Origin of the sequence: Psychrobacter sp. 1U1, assembly GCF_051847535.1 — a bacterium.
GTDB classification, from domain to species: Bacteria; Pseudomonadota; Gammaproteobacteria; order Pseudomonadales; family Moraxellaceae; genus Psychrobacter; species Psychrobacter saeujeotis.
The window spans coordinates 15,140-35,253 of record NZ_JBPYDD010000011.1; the positions used below are offsets into that span (position 1 = coordinate 15,140).

Here is a 20,114-nt window from a genome sequence, read left to right on the forward strand (position 1 = left end):
TATTCCTCAAAAAATCTGCCAACTTAATTTATAGGTGAGACCAACGACTGAGGTCTTTCAATGAACCCAGCGCGGCTATCTGGCACAATTTCAATCAAATTAATCTGGGTCGGCGTGATTTCAACAATACGGCCGTCGTTTGGTCCAAGATAATCACCTACTTTAACGTTAGCGACCGAACCATCTGGACGTTGAACCAATGCATACTGTTGACCTTCAGGAGAGATCAATATGCCACGAAAAGTAAGCTGTGCAATATCGTACTGCTCAAGTGGCTGTTTGATTCGTGTAATATCAGGACGCACACCATCCGATGGTATATTTGGCCCCTGCACGTTGATGAGACTTGGCGGCAGGAACGGGCTACGCACTAAACTTGCACTATATACAAAATCTTCTACCAATTTGGCTTCTGGCGGCGGCTCGATTGGCTGCGAAGGCGAGTTGCGAATCTCACTCATTGCCTGACCTGCCATACCAATCCGATCGGTACAGCCAGTCAACGATATGGCTGCAATACTTAACATAAACAGGGCTGGGAGTTTTCTAATATCCATACTAGTTGGCCTCTGCAGTATCGTCAGTAGCTGACGTGGTTACTTCATCCACCACTTCTTTTGATCGATAAGTTTTGGTTTGTAGCACTAGATTTAACTCCGGTATAGCCTCTAATGTCGGTTGCGGATTGCTAACTTCGAAATCATGCATGGTAATGATGCGTGGTAACGCTGCAAGACCACTAATAAAGCTACCAAACTGATGATATTCACCTAAAGCTGCGATGCGAATCGGCTGCTCAATGAAAAACTCGTTTTCTATTTCAGGCTCTACTGAAATATCTTGAAAGCGAATGTTGCTACCGACACCCGTCATATTGATACCCTCTACCAGCTCCGATACACGGGTATCTTTAGGTAACTGATCAAGTAAGGTATTGAATTCAGTTTCCATCTGGATTACTTGAGCTTTGTAAGCTTCTAGATGCCGTGCTCGTGACTCTTTTTGACGATAACTATCAAGTAACGTTTGTTGCTCGCTTTCGGCAGCAGTGATCTCATCAATCTTGCTACTGATAGGTAGTGCCCAAGCTAGCGCTGCAATAAACGCAACGATAAATGCAAGTACCGTCACTTTAACGGGTGTCGGCCAACTGCCATAGTTTTCTGTATCTAAAGACTCAAAGCTGCGGCGAAACTCGTTGAAATTAAACTGCTTCTTGCTACTTACTGCAGTCTTTTTAGTCTTAATTAACGTTTTTTTACGGATAAGTTTCACAACCCACCTCCAGACTCTGCGCCCTCATCATTATTGGTGCTTTCTGACTGAACTTGCGTTGTGACAACAAACTGTACATAACTGTCTTCAGGATAGATAGGACGGGACTTCTCGCCGGAGTTGATAGTTTCATTTGATGCAATGGTTGGCTGATAAGCAGTAATATTTTGCTGAATATTGCGTACGGCAGAGTTACCCATCCATTCACTACTATCTAAATTACGGATTAAGCTTGATACCACATTTGGATTGTCTGCAAGACCTGTTAAGGTCAGAAGCTCCCCTTCTCGTTTTAGATTATTGAGGTAAAGCGCAGAAGGTATGGCTTTAGCGATATCGTCCCATAAACGAACTGGTACTGGACGTCGACCTTGCAAGTCCTGAATCACTTGCATCCGTGAGATAATTTCTTCTCGGCGCTGCTCTAAGCTATCAATTTCGGTTAGCACCTTGTCCAAGCGTACATTCTCTTGCTCGATGAGAGTATTGGCATCACGCTGTTCTTCAAGCTCGTTATTAAAATAACTCCATGCTGCAAATGCAGACAATAAGGCCAGTAAAGTCACTGCGACTACTAAGGTAATAAACTCTTTGTTACTACGTTCGCGTTCTTCTTGCCGCCATGGCAATAGGTTGATACGAGCCATTAGTCAAAGCTCCTTAACGCAAGGCCACAGGCAGCTAGCAAGCTTGGGGCATCAGCTTCTAATTGCTCATTGTCTATATAGGGGTCTATGGTCATGTTGATAAAAGGGTTAGCTACCGTCACCGGCACATCAAGCTTTTGCTCTACCATACTTGACAGACCTGGAATAGAGCTACTACCGCCAGCGAGCAGTACATGATCAATACTATTGTATTGGCTAGACGAAAAATAAAACTGCAAAGAGCGTGTGATTTGCTGGATAGTACTTTCGATAAAGGGCGTTAGAATTTCTGGATAATAATCATCAGGTAGGGCGCGCTCACGTTTATTGACCGTCGCTTCTTCAAATGACAAACCGTAGCGATCTTGAATCGCCTCTGTTAGTTGTGACCCGCCAAATAATTGCTCACGGCTATAAACAAATTCACCATTTTTTGCGACGTATAAGGTGGTCTGATTGTGTCCGATATCAACCAGTGCAACCAGCTCTGGCATATTAGGCAAGTTATCTGCCATCAATCCAAAAGCCCGCTCTATCGCGTGCGACTCAATATCCATAATTTTGGTTTTTAGGCCACCGAAAGTTAGCGCATCAACACGCTGATCAACATTTTCTGATCTAGAGGCGGCGAGTAGTACTTGAACCAAATTGTTATCAACTAATGAGGGGCCTAGTACTTCAAAGTCTAGATTGACTTCTTCTAGTGGGTAAGGAATATACTGATCAGCGTCCAAACGTATTTGAGCTTCACGTTCGATATCGCTCAGCCCTCGATCCATATCAATAATCTTGGTAATGACTGCTGAACCTGTGACAGCTGTAGCACCATTGCCACTTGTCGTTTGGCAACGTTTTGTCAAACGAGCGATAGCGTCACCAACCGCTTCAGTATCTACAATAAGTTTATCGACGACTGTACCGGGTAGCAGCCCCTCAACTCCATATGACTTAAGGTGAAATATTCCTTGCTGACGTCGTATATCAACTAGCTTTACGGAGGTAGCACAGATATCTATCCCGACCAAATGCCGATTCTTAGAAGAAAGTAGCCTCACAGACGTTTTACCTTATATATAGTTACATTCTGATAGTTATCAGTAATAATTTACTACAATACTTTACTTAACAGACATATTCAAGCATTTAACGGTTCAGTTTGGATAAATTACACTTTTAGGATGACCTGTCTGTTTTCTTCACTGTATAATGAGATATTTGTTGCAAATTTTATTTGATAAGCCTGATTATGACCAAAAGAAACGCTACTGCTCGCCTCGTTCACTTTTTGGTGGGGATTGTTATTGCCTGTCTGGCACTTGCAATTATCCTTGCATTAACTGTGCCAATTGGCTTCTACGGTATGGCTATGTATTTGTCGCCAACCTTACCCAGTACTCAAGAAATAAAAACAGCCAGCCTTGAGATGCCACTGCAAATATATAGTAGTGATGACAAGCTTATTGGCCAATATGGTAATCGCTTATCGCTTCCAGTTACCTTTGAAGAAATTCCTAAAAATTTGACCAATGCCTTTTTGGCTGCTGAAGACTCATCGTTCTTTCAACATAGTGGTATTAGTATTAAAGGTCTTGGTCGCGCTGTTACCGAAGCGGTCACTGACGATGAAGGTCAGACAGGTGGCTCTACTATTACTATGCAGGTCGCCAAAAATTACTTTTTAAGCCCTGAGCGTACTTTAAACAGAAAGTTAACCGAACTGTTTTTAGCGCGTAAAATGGAAGATGAGCTGAGTAAAAATGATATCCTGACGTTATATGTCAACAAAATTTATCTTGGAGAAGGTGCATACGGTATACGTGCAGCAGCCAAAAAATATTATAGTAAGTCTTTGGAGAGTCTGACCGTTGCTGAAATGGCTATGCTGGCAGGCTTACCTAAAGCGCCATCAAAGTATAATCCTGTCGCCAACCCTGATCGTGCACTTACCCGCCGTAACTGGATTATTGGTCGCATGCATGAGCTTGGTTATATCAGTGATGCTGAGCATAGCGAAGCTATAAGTGCCCCTATCGGTCTAAAACTTTATCAAGAAAAGCTTGATGTCAACATGCCTTATCTGGCAGAAATGACACGTTATGCCTTGGTCAATCGCTATGGTGAACAAGTGGTTAACGGAGGCTGGCGCGTTCGCCTTACTGTCGATAGTGAGGCACAACAAGCGGCTGAAGCAGCTATATCGAAAGGGCTAATAGCCTATGATCATCGCCATGGCTGGCGAGGTGCAGAAGCAAATGATGAGCCTTTAGAAGACTTTCGACGTTATGGCGGTATGTATCCAGCTAAAGTCACTAAAGTTAACTCACGTAGCTTTGAAGCCACAATGCCATCTGGTGAAAACGTTACGGTTAACTGGTCAGGTATGAGCTGGGCACGTAAGTATTTTTCAGCGAATCGTATTGGCTATTACCCAAGTAACGCTAAACAAATTGTGAATGAGAATGATATTATTCGCTTGGTACCGACTAATAATGGTGGTTGGAAACTGGCACAGATACCAGATGTACAAGGCAGTCTGGTTTCGCTAAATCCTGATACAGGGGCAGTCAACGCCCTAGTTGGCGGCTTTGACTTTAATCACAGTAAGTTTAATCGTGCACTGCAGGGTTGGCGTCAACCAGGTTCAACGATTAAGCCACTGGTTTATACAGCTGCCCTAGAAAAAGGCTATCGCTCAGATAGTATTGTTTCAGATCGCCCTATCCAAGTAGGTGAATGGAAACCCAAAAACTCCGATCAACGTTTTTTAGGTGACATTACCTTGCGCCGTGGTCTATACCTGTCACGCAACTTAGTCTCTATACGTTTGCTACAAGCCATTGGCATCTCAGATACACGCAATTTACTAGATCAGTTTGGGCTGGATAAAGAAAAGCTACCAACGACCTTATCGTTAGCGCTTGGTACTGGACAGGCAACGCCGTTACAAATGGCCACTGCTTATGCAAGTTTCGCCAATGGCGGGCACCGTGTTCAACCTTATTTTATTGAACAAATCTACAATTATGACAATAAATTGTTGTTTCAAGCAAATCCACAGCAAGCGTGCGCATTGTGTTTTAATGAACAAGTCGACAGCCTTAATGCCAAACTGGTTGAAGAGTATAATCAGTCGCTTAAAGACGAAGATGACAACTCTAATGATGAGTTAGTAAATACTGATAATTTAGAAGAAGAAACTGAGCAAGCAGTCGATACTAGTAATTTAAGTATCTATGATGCCAGTCCACAAGCAGATCGTCTAAAAGCACCTGCAGTACAATACCTACATGCAAGCCAAGCACCGCGTATCTTAAAGCCAAGAGTTGCTTTTGAGATGGCTGATATTTTGCGCGATGTTGTGCAGCGCGGTACAGCGGTACGTGCAAAAGCTTTGGGTCGTAGCGATATTGGTGGTAAAACGGGCACTACCAATGAAGCCAAAGACGCTTGGTTTGCAGGGTTTCATCCAACCAGTGCCACTGTGGTCTGGATGGGCTTTGATCAACCATCGACATTAGGGCGACGTGAATATGGAGGCGTCGCAGCGCTACCAGTATGGATGGACTTTATGAAGGTACAACTAAAAGATCAACCTTACCAATGGGTTTCGATCAACAATCGTGCCAAATCCAAAAAGCAACAACAGCGTATTCTAGAGATGACTGATGATGGGATTGTCGATCCTGATGATGAAAACCAAAAGATTGACAATGTTGCAAAACCAGTGGCACCTAAACCGCAGCAGCGTAAGGCTCCTGAACCGATTGAAATAGAAGAAAGTGGAAATAACGACAGTGTTCCTCAAAATCCATTATCAGTAACGCCAGCAAAACGTATGCCCCCTATGCCAGAATAAGTTGGTTGTCGTTTTGCTGATCATGAAAATACTAAAAAGCTTGTTCAATGAATATTGAGCAAGCTTTTTAACGTTGGATATCTAAATATTAAACCCTTCTACTAAGCTTACCAATAGCCCGCTTTGCAAAAGCTCATCCCTCTACTTTTATAATCTATTTAAAACTCTACCATGCCTGCACGTAATTGCTCGATCAGTTCTAAAAACTGTTGTCGCCACTCACGTATAGTCGCTTCATCAGGTAGCCACTGATTCGATAGTGTGACTACATTCACAATGAGGTCACGCGGTTCTTGCTCCAAGTCATTTATATTGATGCCTTTGTCGATAATCCGATCTGGCAATACTGCATATAAACAACGTTGATAAGCGCGTTCTACATTTGCCAAAAACCCTTGCTGCTGCAATTGCTGCAAACGCTGCACCTCTGGTGATATTTGAGTACGTTCTTTAAGTGCTAGCTCAATACTTTCTAAAGTTGGCGCTGACATATCTAGACTATAAAATTGTGCAAGCTCTTGCATAAACGCTAAAAAAGTACCGTACAAATGAAAAATAGCGGTTTCACAATGAGCTTGATACAACTGTTTATCATTGCTATCGCCCGCTGCCTGACAGGCCAGGCGACAAAAATACAGCTTTTGATTGGTTCGATCAGCTTGGTATTTGGCAACACGCCCTTTACCTGCCATATGTTTATCCTCATAAATAATAAAATAGGAGCGACTCATAAAGTTGCTTTTAGCAGTGTACTATTTTATCGGTTGATAAAACTATTAGTTTTTTAGTTTTTACGCCCATAAAAAAGCCAGCAACATGGCTGGCTTTTTTACTCTGATTACAATGATATGTTAAGCATCTATGATTAAGATTGGCTATCTTGATTAAGCTCTTGCGCAAAAGCCTCGTCAAAACTGGCAAAGTCTTTACTATCAGTACTAGCAGACATATCAAAAGCTGCATTGATATCATTGTCTTGTAGCGTTTGCTCCGCTTTTTCTTTGCGGGTTTTGTGATACGCAAGACCTGTACCTGCAGGGATCAGTCGACCAACAACCACGTTTTCTTTTAGACCACGTAATTCATCTACCTTACCAGTAACAGCGGCAGCAGTTAGTACACGAGTGGTCTCTTGGAACGATGCCGCTGAGATGAAGCTTTCGGTTGCAAGACTTGCTTTAGTGATACCAAGCAATTGACGCTCATACTGTACTGGGAATTTATCTTCCTCAGCAAGCTTTGCATTCAATGCGATAAGATCTGCATATTCAGCTTGATCACCTTTAAAGTGGCTTGAATCACCACCATCAGTGATCTCAACCTTACGTAGCATTTGACGAATAATAACTTCGATATGCTTGTCGTTGATCTTCACACCTTGTAAGCGGTAAACATCCTGTACTTCGTTAACGATATAGTTGGCAAGGGCCGTTTGACCTTTTAAACGTAAGATATCGTGCGGGTTTTGTGGACCATCAGCAATAACCTCACCACGTGCCACCGTCTCATTTTCAAAGACGTTGATCTGACGCCATTTCGGGATTAGCTCTTCATGTACTTCGCCGTCTTCATTGGTAATAATAAAGCGATTTTTGCCTTTGGTTTCTTTACCAAAGCTAACCACACCTGTCATCTCTGCCATGATGGCGTGATCTTTTGGACGACGCGCCTCAAACAAGTCAGCCACACGTGGTAGACCACCAGTGATATCTTTTGTACCTGAAGTTGCTTGTGGTACACGGCCTAAGATAGAACCTGCGGCTACTTTCTCACCATCGCTAACACGAATAATCGTTTCAGCAGGTAAGAAGTAAACAACTTCTTTGCCTTCATCAGTATTCAAAATGATGGCAGGACGTAAATCTTTTGCCGTACTTGAACGATCACGAGTAGCTAGAATTTCAAACGAGCTCATACCAGTTGCGTCATCAACTTTTACCGTGGCAGTCATACCATCAGTAATATCGCTAAAGCGTGCTGTACCCGCAAATTCTGTAATGATTGGATGCGTATGCGGATCCCATTTAGCGATCGTCTGACCACCATCAACCTGCTCTTCGTTCTTAACCAACACACTTGAACCGTAAGGTACTTTATAACGCTCACGCTCGCGACCTAAATCATCAGTAATGGCGATCTCAGCTGAACGCGATACGATGACTAAGTGACCGTCCGTATGTTCAACCGTTTTCATGTTTTCAAAATGCGCTTGACCTGCGTTACGCACAGAGATGCTGTTATCGACAGATGCTGAGCTTGCCGCCCCGCCGACGTGGAAAGTACGCATGGTTAGCTGAGTACCAGGCTCACCGATAGACTGCGCTGCCATAACACCCACTGATTCACCGATATTAACTTTATGACCACGAGCCAAATCACGACCATAACATTGAGAGCAAACACCATGAGCGACATTACAAGTAATCACTGAGCGCACCCAAATATCATCGATTGCATTTTCATCGAGAATATTTACCCACTGCTCATCGATCAACGTACCCGCTGGAACCAATACTTTTGTTTCATCATTGTTATACGTCACATCACGTGCTGTCACACGGCCCAAGACGAGCTCACCAAGTTTTTCAATGATCTCACCACCTTGAATATGCGGTGTCATAAGTAAGCCTTGCTCAGTACCACAGTCATCAGTGGTAATAACCAAGTCTTGTGCAACATCGACCAAACGACGAGTCAGATAACCTGAGTTAGCCGTTTTCAATGCGGTATCTGCTAGACCTTTACGCGCACCGTGAGTAGAGATAAAGTACTGTAGTACCGTTAAGCCTTCACGGAAGTTGGCTTTAATTGGCGTCTCAATAATTGAGCCATCCGGTTTGGCCATCAAGCCACGCATACCAGCAAGCTGACGAATCTGAGCGGCACTACCACGAGCGCCTGAGTCCGACATGATGTAAATTGAGTTAAAGGATTTTTGCTCTTCTTCCTCACCTTGAGCATTGATGACTTTGTCAGTAGCCAAGTTGTCCATCATTGCTTTTGCAACTTTGTCATTGGTACGTGACCAAATATCGACCACTTTATTATAACGCTCACCAGCAGTTACAAAACCTTGCTCAAACTGATCTTCAATCTCGCGTACTTCTGCCTCTGCCGTCTCAATAATCTGCTTTTTGCTAGGTGGAATAACCATGTCATCCAAGCCAATTGACACACCAGATAAGGTTGCTTGAGCAAAACCTAGGTACATCAATTGGTCAGCAAACATGACACTACCTTTGGCGCCCATCTTACGATAGCAAGAGTTAATCAGACGCGAGATATTTTTCTTCGTCATCTCTTGGTTGCACTCATCAAACACCATACCTTTTGGCATAATATTCCAGATAAGCAGACGACCGGCAACTGTATCTTTTAAGGTAACTTCTTTGGTTTCGTGGCCTTCTTCGTCGACATACGTTTCAGTAACACGTACTTTTATCTTAGCATTCACATGCAAGTCATTTGAACCAATCGCACGTAAGGCTTCATTAACAGTGGCAAAGACCATGCCTTCGCCTTTAGCATTCACTGATGAACGGCTAATATAATACAAACCAAGTACTACATCTTGCGACGGTACAATAATTGGATCACCATTTGCAGGTGACAAGATATTGTTAGTCGACATCATCAAGGCACGTGATTCAAGCTGTGCCTCTAGCGTCAATGGCACGTGTACTGCCATTTGGTCACCATCAAAGTCAGCGTTAAACGCAGTACAAACGAGCGGATGTAACTGAATCGCTTTACCTTCAATAAGTACTGGCTCGAACGCTTGTAAACCCAAACGGTGTAGCGTTGGCGCACGGTTTAGTAGTACTGGATGCTCACGGATAACCATGGCCAGCATATCCCACACTTGCGGCTCTTCACGCTCGACCATCTTTTTGGCCGCTTTAATCGTGGTTGCCATACCATGTGACAATAGTTTGGAATAAGTAAACGGCTTGAACAGCTCAAGTGCCATTTTCTTTGGTAGACCACACTGATGTAGACGTAGCGTTGGACCTACTACGATGACCGAACGACCTGAGTAATCGACACGTTTACCAAGCAAGTTTTGACGGAAACGGCCTTGCTTACCTTTGATCATATCAGCCAAAGATTTTAATGGACGCTTATTACTACCAGTAATCGCACGACCGCGACGACCGTTATCAAGTAGCGCATCGACTGATTCTTGTAGCATACGTTTTTCATTACGTACGATAATATCAGGCGCGCTTAGCTCTAATAGACGCTTTAGACGGTTGTTACGGTTGATAACACGGCGATACAAATCGTTTAGATCTGAGGTCGCAAAACGCCCACCTTCTAGTGGTACTAACGGACGTAGATCCGGTGGTAGTACTGGCAAGATGGTCATTACCATCCACTCAGGCTTGTTATTAGAATCACGGAACGCTTCTAATAATTTGAGACGCTTAGACATCTTTTTAAGCTTAGTCTCAGAGCCTGTCTGCGGAATAGCTTCACGCAGCTCATCAATCTCTAAATCTAGATCGATGTCTTTTAATAGATCTTGTACGGCTTCAGCACCCATCTTGGCGACAAACTCATCACCAAACTCTTCAAGCGCTTTATAGTAGTCTTCATCATCAAGCAGCTGATATTTCTCTAAACTAGTTAGACCTGGCTCAGTGACGATATAGCTTTCAAAATACAATACGCGTTCAATATCGCGCAAAGTCATATCCAACAACAAACCAATACGGCTTGGCAACGATTTTAAAAACCAAATATGCGCAACTGGGCTAGCAAGGTCAATATGACCCATGCGATCACGACGAACTTTAGCGGTAGTGACTTCAACGCCGCACTTTTCACAGATTACGCCTTGGAACTTACGACGTTTGTATTTACCACATAAGCATTCGAAATCTTTAACTGGACCAAATATTTTGGCACAGAACAGACCGTCACGCTCAGGCTTGAAAGTACGATAGTTAATCGTTTCAGGCTTTTTAACTTCACCATGCGACCATGATTTAATAACATCAGGTGACGCTAAGGTAATTTGAATACTATCAAACTCACGATTACCGCTAGCGGTAGGGCTTTGCATAATATCGAGTAAATCTTTCAAGTTGCTTCTCCGTTATCTTTATAATCATCTGGCCGCGTTATACAACGTAAAGCGGATAAGATGAATGAAGGCAATGAATAGGGTTGAGATAAATAACTAAAAGCAGCAGCAATGTGGCGTGCTGCCTTTAGTGTGACACCTAAGTTTAGAATCAATGAATCTTTTAAACTTAGTGGGTCTCTTTTAACTCAATATTAAGACCTAGTGATTTGATTTCTTTGGTCAGTACGTTAAACGATTCAGGCATACCTGGATCCATATACTGCTCTCCATCAACGATGTTTTTATACATACGCGTACGGCCTTCAACATCATCTGATTTCACTGTTAGCATCTCTTGCAACGTATAGGTCGCACCATAGGCTTCTAGTGCCCATACTTCCATCTCACCGAAGCGCTGACCACCAAACTGAGCTTTACCACCTAGCGGCTGCTGCGTGACTAATGAGTAAGAACCCGTTGAACGCGCATGCATCTTGTCATCAACCAAGTGGTTAAGTTTAAGCATATACATATAACCGACTGTCACTTTACGATCAAACTTCTGACCTGTACGACCATCATATAATGTTTGCTGACCATCTCTTGATAAACCAGCAAGCTCAAGTAAATCTTTGACTTGATGTTCATGAGCGCCGTCAAATACTGCTGTACCCATCGGTACACCTTCACGTAAATTACCTGCTAGCGTCATGATATCTTCATCAGATAAGCTATCAAGATCAACGCCTTCGCCGCCAACTTTGTTATAGATTTGATCTAAGAAATCACGTAGATCAGCCATAGCTGCTTGTGCTTTAAGCATACCGTCGATCTTATCGCCCAAGCCCTTTGCTGCCATACCTAAGTGTGTCTCTAATACCTGACCGATGTTCATACGCGATGGTACACCTAGCGGGTTCAATACGATGTCAACGGTATTACCATGCTCGTCATAAGGCATGTCTTCAACTGGCATAATTCGTGATACCACACCTTTGTTACCATGACGGCCAGCCATCTTATCACCAGGCTGAATACGACGTTTAACCGCTAAATATACTTTAACAATTTTTTGTACGCCATGTTGTAGATCGTCACCTGCCGTTAGTTTGCGTTTTTTCTCAGCAAACTTCACGTCGATATCTTTTTGCTTATCAACCAAGTAATCAGCGATTTGCGTTAGGCGCTCAGAGATTTCCTCTTCAACTGGTTGAATATCAAGCAAGGTCTCAAGGCTCATATCTTTCATATCAGCCAATGCCATAACCGTACCCGCTTTTAAACCAGCACCGCCGCTGACTTTTTGGCCATCTAACAGATTACCAATACGTCCACGGGCTGCTTCTTCAAAGATACGTAGCTCTTCTTTTAAATCTTTACGATAGCTATCGAGCTGTGATTTTTCAATCGCTCTTGCCCGTGCGTCTTTTTCAACGCCGTCACGGGTAAAGACCTGTACATCGATAACTGTGCCTTTGCTTGATGTTGGAACACGCAGTGAAGTGTCTTTTACATCAGCAGCCTTTTCACCAAAGATAGCCCGTAGCAGTTTCTCTTCTGGCGTTAGTTGCGTCTCGCCTTTTGGTGTGACTTTACCAACTAAGATATCGCCTGCATCAACTTCAGCACCGATATAAACAATACCTGCTTCATCCAGACTTGATAAAGCAGCCTCACCTACGTTTGGAATATCAGCTGTGATTTCTTCTGTTCCAAGCTTGGTATCACGCGCCACACAAGTCAACTCTTGGATATGAATCGTAGTAAAGCGATCTTCTTTAACGACTTTTTCAGATAGCAAGATTGAATCTTCAAAGTTGTAACCATTCCACGGCATAAATGCGATACGAATGTTCTGACCTAGCGCTAGCTCACCAAGATCCGTTGATGGACCATCAGCCAAGATATCACCCAAAGCAATTTCATCACCTTGGTTGACGATGATACGTTGGTTAATACAAGTGTTTTGGTTAGAGCGTGTGTATTTGATTAAGTTATAGATATCGATACCCGCTTCACCAGCAGTCATCTCGTCTTCGTTTACACGAACAACGATACGTGAGGCATCAACATCTTCAATCACACCGCCACGTTTAGCGATAACACAAACACCTGAGTCACGCGCAACGTGACGCTCCATTCCAGTACCAACCAACGGCTTATCAGCACGTAATGTAGGAACTGCCTGACGCTGCATGTTAGAACCCATTAAGGCACGGTTTGCATCATCATGTTCAAGGAATGGAATTAGGCCTGCTGCTACTGATACAACCTGACTGGGTGACACATCCATATGCGTCACTTTTTCTGGCGGCATACGTACAAACTCGCCATAGCTACGCACACTAACCATCTCATCAGACAGTTCGCCATCTTCAGTCATTGGTGAGTCAGCTTGTGCAATCACAGTACCGACCTCTTCGATGGCTGATAGATACTCGATCATATCAGTTACTTTACCATCAACCACACGGCGATAAGGAGTCTCTAAGAAACCAAAGCTATTAGTTTTAGCAAACGTCGCTAGTGAGTTGATAAGGCCAATGTTTGGACCTTCAGGTGTCTCAATCGGACAAACACGACCATAATGCGTATCATGTACGTCACGTACTTCAAAACCTGCACGCTCACGCGTTAGACCACCTGGTCCTAACGCTGATACACGGCGTTTATGGGTCACTTCAGACAATGGATTGTTTTGATCCATAAACTGTGACAATTGGCTTGAACCAAAGAACTCTTTTACCGCAGCAGCTACTGGCTTAGAGTTGATCAAATCTTGCGGTGATAAATTGTCAGATTCTGCTGATGATAGACGCTCTTTAACTGCACGCTCAACACGAACCAAACCAACACGGAATTGGTTTTCGGCCATCTCGCCTACTGAACGAATACGGCGGTTACCTAGATGGTCAATATCATCAACTTCACCGCGACCGTTACGGATTTCAATTAGCTCTTTTAATACATTAACAATATCATCATTGGTCAAAACGCTACGAGCACGTTGAGTGTCAGCATCATCAGTATCTTCAAACTCTAAACCTAGACGGCGGTTAAATTTCATACGACCGACGTTTGACAAATCATAACGATCAGCATTGAAGAACATACTTTCAAACAGCTTTTCAGCAGTCTCAACTGTTGGCGGCTCGCCTGGACGCATAACTTTATAGATCTCGATTAGTGCTTCTTCACGAGTCGAGGTACTATCAGCACGTAGCGTATCAGCGATGTAACTGCCTTGATCAATATCATTGGTAAATAGGATACTGAACTCTTTGATAGAATCACTGGCTTCATATGAGCTAAGTTTAACCAGCAATTCATGATCAATAAGTGTATTGGCGCGAGCGATAACTTCATCGTTAACGATGATGTCTTCTGCTAAAATACGCTCATATAGGTATTCATCAGGCACCGCAATCTTGGTCATACCGGCTTCTTCAAGCTGACGGATACGGCGGGCATTAATACGTTTGCCCTGCTCAACAATGACGTCACCATCAGGCGAGACAATATCAAACTGTGCCATTTCACCGCGTAAACGATCAGCAACCAAATCAATCTCAAATTGCTCATCGCCTTTATAAACCGCGACTTTATCAAAGAACAAATCTAAAATCTCAGAAGTACTCAAACCCAAAGCACGTAGGATAATAGAAGCAAGTAGTTTACGACGGCGATCAATACGTGCAAAGACTAAGTCTTTGGCATCAAATTCGAAGTCAAGCCATGAACCACGGTAAGGAATGATACGAGCGTTATAAAGCACTTTACCACTTGAATGCGACTTACCTTTATCATGGTCAAAGAATACACCAGGTGAACGATGTAATTGAGAGACGATAACTCGTTCAGTACCGTTGATGATGAAAGTACCATTGTCTGTCATTAAAGGCATTTCACCCATATAGACACTTTGCTCACGAATATCTTTGATAGCCGCTTTGCTGTCTTTATCTTTGCTGTCTTTGTCTTTGATGATCAAACGAATTTTGACACGCATCGGTGCAGCAAACGTTGAACCACGTAAGATACACTCACGCTCATCAAATTCAGGCGTGCCTAAATAGTACTCAACAAATTGTAGCTCTGCGTTGCCAGAGTGACTCTCAATTGGGAAAATAGAGGAATACGCAGCTTGCAAACCAGTATTCTCACGAGCTTTTGGCTTTTTATGCTCTTGCAAAAATTGCTCGTAAGAATCTACTTGGATAGACAATAAGTATGGAATGTCCATCACAGTGGGCAATTCAGCAAAACTTTTGCGAATACGCTTTTTTTCAGTATAAGAATATGCCATCGAGAGTCCTTACAGTAGACGTGAAAACAAATGAAAAGCGTGGCCAACTTGCATAAATATTATGCAGATTTAGCGACGTAAACGATAATAAAATAAAAATTCTTACTAAAACTGTTCTATATAGATTGACGCTTCTAACAGAATAGTCATTTAACTGAGCTAAAATACAATTATCATGACGCAAAATAATGTAGTAAATTCAACACATTAACACGAATATATGAGCGCTTTTACTTAAGATTTCAATAGCAAACCTTGCAGATACTCCAGCATTTATCTTTGAATTATATTAAACATATACAATATGAAATGTATCGTCGTTAATACTTGCCGTCTACAAACCACTTGCCGGTAGTAAACCATGCTAGACTATTTAGAATTAAAATTAGGATTAATATAAATACTAGTAATAAAAGGAAAGTATGCAAGCACAAAAAAATGCCAAACGTCTAACGACATTTAGCTTACGTTAACTAACTTCAAAAACTGGCGTGTTTGCGTACATGTATATCGTGTGTCCTTTTGATAGGTATCCACCGCATTAATGCGTACGTATATTGGCAGACACAAAAGGTCAAGCTACGAATTATAATAAAAAAAAGCCGATGATGCAAGGCATCATCAGCTTTTTTTTCGTAACGCGTTGAACTTATTTTAGTTCAACAGTAGCGCCAGCTTCTTCAAGTTTCTTTTTCAACTCTTCAGCTTCAGCTTTAGATGCGCCTTCTTTGATAGGAGCTGGAGCGCTCTCAACCAAATCTTTCGCTTCTTTTAGGCCAAGACCAGTCGCTTCGCGAACGGCTTTAATTACGCCAACTTTCTTTTCGCCAAAGCTAGCAAGAACAACGTCAAATTCGTCTTTTTCTTCAGCAGCAGCGCCACCTTCAGCAGCAGCAGCAGGTGCAGCTGCAGCTACAGCAGCTGTTACGCCGAACTTTTCTTCCATGTCGCTGATTAATTCAACGATATCCATTACTGACATTTCAGCGATTGCGTTTAACACATCTTCTTTAGATAGTGCCATGTGAACTCTCCGTTATCTGATAAAAATTAATAAATTCTAATATCACTTTGATTGCTTGCCAAAATTTAAAATAGAATTGACAGTAAATTGCAATCAGCGATGTTAAAGTTACGTTAAAACAAGCAATTAAGCAGCTTCTTTTGCATCTTTGATTGCCGCTACAGTGCGAACAAACTTACTAGGAACAGCGTTCATAGTCTGGACAAGCTTGGTCACTGGTGCGTTCATAGTAGCCATCAAGATAGAGATTGCTTCGTCGCGAGTTGGTAGCTTCGATACGCGCTCTAGCTCTTCTGGACCATAAACTTCACCACCGACTGATACCAATTTGGTCTCTAAAGCTTTGTTCTCTTTACTAAAGTCAAAAACGACTCTAGCTGCAGATCCCAAGTCTTCCATAGAGAAAGCCAAAAGTAGTGGACCAGTCATACGGTCTGACATGCCCTCAAACTTAGTGCCTTCAAAAGCGCGTTTTGCTAGGGTGTTTTTCACCACTTTTAAAACGACACCTTTTTCACGAGCTTGTTCGCGCAGCTGTGTAAGCTTTGCAACACCAATACCGTGATATTCGGCAGCTACTGCTGAGTAAGCATTAGCAGCAACTTCAGACACTTCAGCCACAACTTGTTGTTTTTGTTCTAGCGTTAATGCCATAAGTTGACTCCTTTAATCTTATCAATCAGCCAATAATTTGAATGTTTAAAACAACGCTTTAATCATCTAAACAACTGGCTTTAATTGACTTGATACGACACGTTATCGGGAATTTAAATACAATTAAAAACTCACCAATAACGACTGATTACGGCACCGTTATCAGAATGACATCGAGTAATAGGTCGCCCTATTGGCTCTTATCAACAACTGGGTGGGTCACCGTCTGCGTAGGACAACTAAGATTTTCATCTGTCGTCGATTAACAAAAGCAGCTCATTAGTATTAATAATCAGTATTAAATACTTTTAAACTGCTCTCTACCTACGGTCTTAGACAGCGTAGCAACTGCTACGCTGACCTAATTCTTTAAAATGATTGGTACTAGTTATTCAAACTTATCAAATAAATAGTATTTATTTAGCAACACGGTAGGGAACAGGATCGATTGTAAGACCTGGACCCATGGTGCTAGATAAGGTAATTTTTTTGATAAAAGTACCTTTAGATGTAGCAGGTTTAGCACGTTTTAGATCAGATAGCAAAGCTTGAGCATTTTGAATAACTTGCTCAGCAGTAAAACCAACTTGACCGATAGTGGTATGAATAATACCCGCTTTATCAACGCGATACTGTGCTTGACCCGCTTTTGCGTTCGTCACTGCTTCAGCAACGTTTGGCGTTACTGTACCGACTTTTGGGTTAGGCATTAGACCACGAGGACCTAAAATAGTACCTAATTGACCAACAACACGCATTGCATCAGGAGCAGCAATAACAACGTCAAAGTCCATGTTACCAGCTTTGATCTGTTCAGCTAAATCTTCAAAACCAACGATATCAGCACCGGCTTCTTTAGCAGCTTCAGCAGCAGCACCTTGAGCAAATACTGCAACGCGTTTGGTTTTACCCGTACCCGCAGGTAGGTTAGTAGCTCCACGAACGACCTGATCAGATTTACGTGGATCAACACCCAAGTTTACAGCGATGTCGATAGACTCTTTGAATTTTAGCGCTGGTAAATCATTTAAGATTTGTACCGCTTCTTCAATAGTGTACTGCTTTTCGTTATCGATACGGCTGTTAATTTCTTTTTGGCGTTTGGTTAACTTAGACATTATACACCCTCCACGGTAATACCCATTGAACGAGCGGTACCAGCAACGGTACGAATAGCAGCATCAAGATCAGCAGCAGTCAAATCTGCATTTTTAGTCTTAACGATTTCTTCTAGTTGCGCACGATCAACTTTACCGACTTTAGCAGTATTAGGCGTACCTGAGCCTTTAGCGATCCCAGCAGCTTTACGCAATAAGAACGCAGCTGGTGGTGACTTCATAATGAAGGTAAAAGACTTGTCGTTGTAGACTGTAATCTCAGTTGGAATCGGCAGACCCGGCTCTTGGTTAGAGGTCGCAGCGTTGAACTCTTTACAGAACGCCATGATATTCACACCTTTTTGACCCAATGCTGGACCGATCGGTGGTGAAGGATTTGCTTTACCTGCAGGCACTTGCAGTTTGATGTAACCATCAATCTTCTTAGCCATGTTACTCTCCTAAATGGGTGATAGCGCCAAATCAATATCATATGGTAACGTTATTGATTAACAGCTCCCCTGTTGATGAATTTTTTGCGGGTTTAGTCTAGCTTTTCAACCTTACTAAACTCAAGCTCAACCTGAGTCGGTCGATTAAATACATTTACCGTTAATTGCAATTTAGATTTTTCGTAATCTACTTTTTCTACCAACCCTTTAAAGTCAGTAAATGGGCCATCAATGACCAATAATTCTTCGCCTGGCTCAAATAATGTTTTTGGACGCGGATTGGTTTCATTTTGGTTCAAACGGTTTAGAATACGATCTGCTTCTACTTGCGTAATTGGCGCAGGTGTTTCGGGAGTGCCACCGACAAAGCCCATAATGCGTGGACAGTCTTTGACAATATGCCAAGTGTTGTCGTTCATTTCCATTTGAATCAATACATATCCTGGAAAAAACTTACGCTCACTTTTGCGTTTTTTACCGTCTTTCATCTCCACCACTTCTTCGGTAGGAACCAATACATCACCGAAATTTTCTGCGAAGTCACTACGATTAATACGCTCGATTAATGAGCGTTGTACTTGTTTTTCATATCCTGAAAACGCTTGGACAATATACCAACGCATATCACGCTCCTAATCGCTATAAGTAAAAGTTTGGGTCAAAAGAGACTAATACGCTCTTATTAACCAATAAATATACCAACAAACCAATTAAAAAAGTTATCCAACAACCAAATAAAAAGACCTACAATCGCAATCACAACAATCACTTGCCATGTGTATTGAAAGGTTTCGTCTTTACCAGGCCAGGTGACACGACGTAATTCAACTGCCGCATCCTTTAATAATATTTTAAATGCACGTCCCTGATGGGTTAATATCAAACATACTAACGCAAGTACGACAAGCACGGCAATAATCCCGATACGGACCCAAACGTCATTAGCAGGCTGCCAATAACCGGGTAAGTATTGGTTGACTAAAGTCGCACCAATTAATGCTACTGCGGCAAGAAGCCACAAAATCAAATCTTTGATAGAGCCTGTCTTAGCAACTTCAACAGCTGTTGTTTTATTACCTGCTGAGACATGCTTACCTTTAGTCAGCATTCCGCTAGCCGTCGCCTTGGCATCAGATAACTTGGTCTCGAGGTTATCTTGATTGTTGCTCATAAAGAACTCGCTTCGGAGATGGTGAGGTATAACAAAGATATGATAAGAAGATGGCAGGCGATGTAGGACTCGAACCTACAACCCTCGGTTTTGGAGACCGATGCTCTACCAATTGAGCCAATCGCCTATGGGTGTTAAGGCTGATAATTATACCTATCTTTAATTAGAATGCAAGTTTTAAGTCCATATTTTATAACTTTAATTCAACAAATAAGAAATTTTTAGCAAACTAAGTGCATTCAAGGCTTAATAGAATAAATATATAACATTATAACGCATGATTACTTATAGATTGATAACTCAATTGAAAGCCAATATTTATTGATTTTAACCATTTTTTATCATTTAATGATCGTTTGATTTACTGTGATGCTACGGCCAACCTGTTGTAAGCATAGAGTCAATTTGAATAGTAAATTTTTACTATCGAAATAGACAAGTCATAAAAACATACAAATTAGTCAAAAAAAAGCCACCCTTATACAAGGATGGCTTTTTGACTAAAGGCTTCACACTCATCAGACTAAGCTGAATGCAGCAAACCTTGCAATGTCTTCTTAG

At 42.2% G+C, this 20,114-nt stretch carries 14 protein-coding genes and 1 tRNA gene; 1 reads left to right on the top strand and 14 read right to left on the bottom strand.

The features are described 5' to 3' along the window. Positions 1 to 23 precede the first annotated feature (23 nt). From ACS8FB_RS13170 to ACS8FB_RS13185, 4 genes are read right to left on the bottom strand one after another with little or no spacing between them, the layout of a single operon-like run. Entirely contained in the window at positions 24 to 557 is a 534-nt protein-coding gene (locus ACS8FB_RS13170; RefSeq protein WP_439263558.1) for a pilus assembly protein PilP, read from the bottom strand. Position 558: 1 nt separating this feature from the next. Further along, positions 559 to 1,275, bottom strand: coding sequence for a type IV pilus inner membrane component PilO (locus ACS8FB_RS13175; RefSeq protein ID WP_439263560.1), 717 nt, complete (start codon positions 1,273 to 1,275; stop codon positions 559 to 561). After that, the gene (locus ACS8FB_RS13180) at positions 1,272 to 1,922 is read right to left on the bottom strand and encodes a PilN domain-containing protein (protein WP_299217919.1); all 651 of its coding nucleotides are present in this window, start codon (positions 1,920 to 1,922) and stop codon (positions 1,272 to 1,274) included. Before ACS8FB_RS13180 ends, ACS8FB_RS13175 begins: the two co-directional genes overlap by 4 nt. Next, positions 1,922 to 2,977, bottom strand: coding sequence for a pilus assembly protein PilM (locus tag ACS8FB_RS13185; RefSeq protein WP_439263562.1), 1,056 nt, complete (start codon positions 2,975 to 2,977; stop codon positions 1,922 to 1,924). Before ACS8FB_RS13185 ends, ACS8FB_RS13180 begins: the two co-directional genes overlap by 1 nt. A gap of 191 nt (positions 2,978 to 3,168) precedes the next feature. Between ACS8FB_RS13185 and ACS8FB_RS13190 the strand changes: the two genes are divergently transcribed. After that, a complete protein-coding gene (locus ACS8FB_RS13190; protein WP_439263564.1) occupies positions 3,169 to 5,778 on the top strand; it encodes a penicillin-binding protein 1A in 2,610 nt (869 codons plus the stop codon). Between the two features lie 158 nt (positions 5,779 to 5,936). Here ACS8FB_RS13190 and ACS8FB_RS13195 read toward each other — a convergent pair whose 3' ends face one another. From ACS8FB_RS13195 to ACS8FB_RS13240, 10 genes are all read right to left on the bottom strand, one after another. Continuing rightward, positions 5,937 to 6,470, bottom strand: a complete 534-nt coding sequence (locus tag ACS8FB_RS13195) for a DUF6586 family protein (protein WP_439263576.1) — start codon at positions 6,468 to 6,470, stop codon at positions 5,937 to 5,939. Positions 6,471 to 6,643: 173 nt separating this feature from the next. Then, positions 6,644 to 10,867, bottom strand: a complete 4,224-nt coding sequence (rpoC, locus tag ACS8FB_RS13200) for a DNA-directed RNA polymerase subunit beta' (protein WP_439263566.1) — start codon at positions 10,865 to 10,867, stop codon at positions 6,644 to 6,646. Between the two features lie 169 nt (positions 10,868 to 11,036). Next, complete coding sequence (gene rpoB, locus ACS8FB_RS13205) at positions 11,037 to 15,155, bottom strand: DNA-directed RNA polymerase subunit beta (protein WP_439263568.1); 4,119 nt, start codon at positions 15,153 to 15,155, stop codon at positions 11,037 to 11,039. A gap of 649 nt (positions 15,156 to 15,804) precedes the next feature. Beyond that, positions 15,805 to 16,179 carry a 50S ribosomal protein L7/L12 gene (rplL, locus tag ACS8FB_RS13210; protein WP_299217930.1) on the bottom strand — a complete coding sequence of 125 codons (375 nt, stop codon included), beginning with the start codon at positions 16,177 to 16,179 and terminating at the stop codon, positions 15,805 to 15,807. 126 nt (positions 16,180 to 16,305) lie between these two features. Further along, positions 16,306 to 16,833, bottom strand: a complete 528-nt coding sequence (rplJ, locus tag ACS8FB_RS13215; protein ID WP_439263570.1) for a 50S ribosomal protein L10 — start codon at positions 16,831 to 16,833, stop codon at positions 16,306 to 16,308. 416 nt (positions 16,834 to 17,249) lie between these two features. Then, positions 17,250 to 17,951: a 50S ribosomal protein L1 gene (rplA, locus tag ACS8FB_RS13220; RefSeq protein ID WP_439263572.1), complete on the bottom strand. Its 702-nt coding sequence runs from the start codon at positions 17,949 to 17,951 to the stop codon at positions 17,250 to 17,252. After that, on the bottom strand, positions 17,951 to 18,382 hold the full coding sequence (gene rplK, locus ACS8FB_RS13225; RefSeq protein ID WP_299217936.1) for a 50S ribosomal protein L11: 432 nt from the start codon (positions 18,380 to 18,382) through the stop codon (positions 17,951 to 17,953). The genes rplA and rplK overlap by 1 nt, the downstream gene beginning before the upstream one ends. 92 nt (positions 18,383 to 18,474) lie before the next feature. After that, positions 18,475 to 19,005 (bottom strand): transcription termination/antitermination protein NusG, encoded by a 531-nt coding sequence (nusG, locus tag ACS8FB_RS13230; protein WP_299217938.1) that lies wholly within the window; start codon positions 19,003 to 19,005, stop codon positions 18,475 to 18,477. Positions 19,006 to 19,064: 59 nt separating this feature from the next. Continuing rightward, positions 19,065 to 19,553, bottom strand: coding sequence for a preprotein translocase subunit SecE (secE, locus tag ACS8FB_RS13235; RefSeq protein ID WP_439263574.1), 489 nt, complete (start codon positions 19,551 to 19,553; stop codon positions 19,065 to 19,067). Positions 19,554 to 19,604: 51 nt separating this feature from the next. Further along, positions 19,605 to 19,680 (bottom strand) — tRNA-Trp (locus ACS8FB_RS13240). Between the last annotated feature and the right edge of the window lie 434 nt (positions 19,681 to 20,114).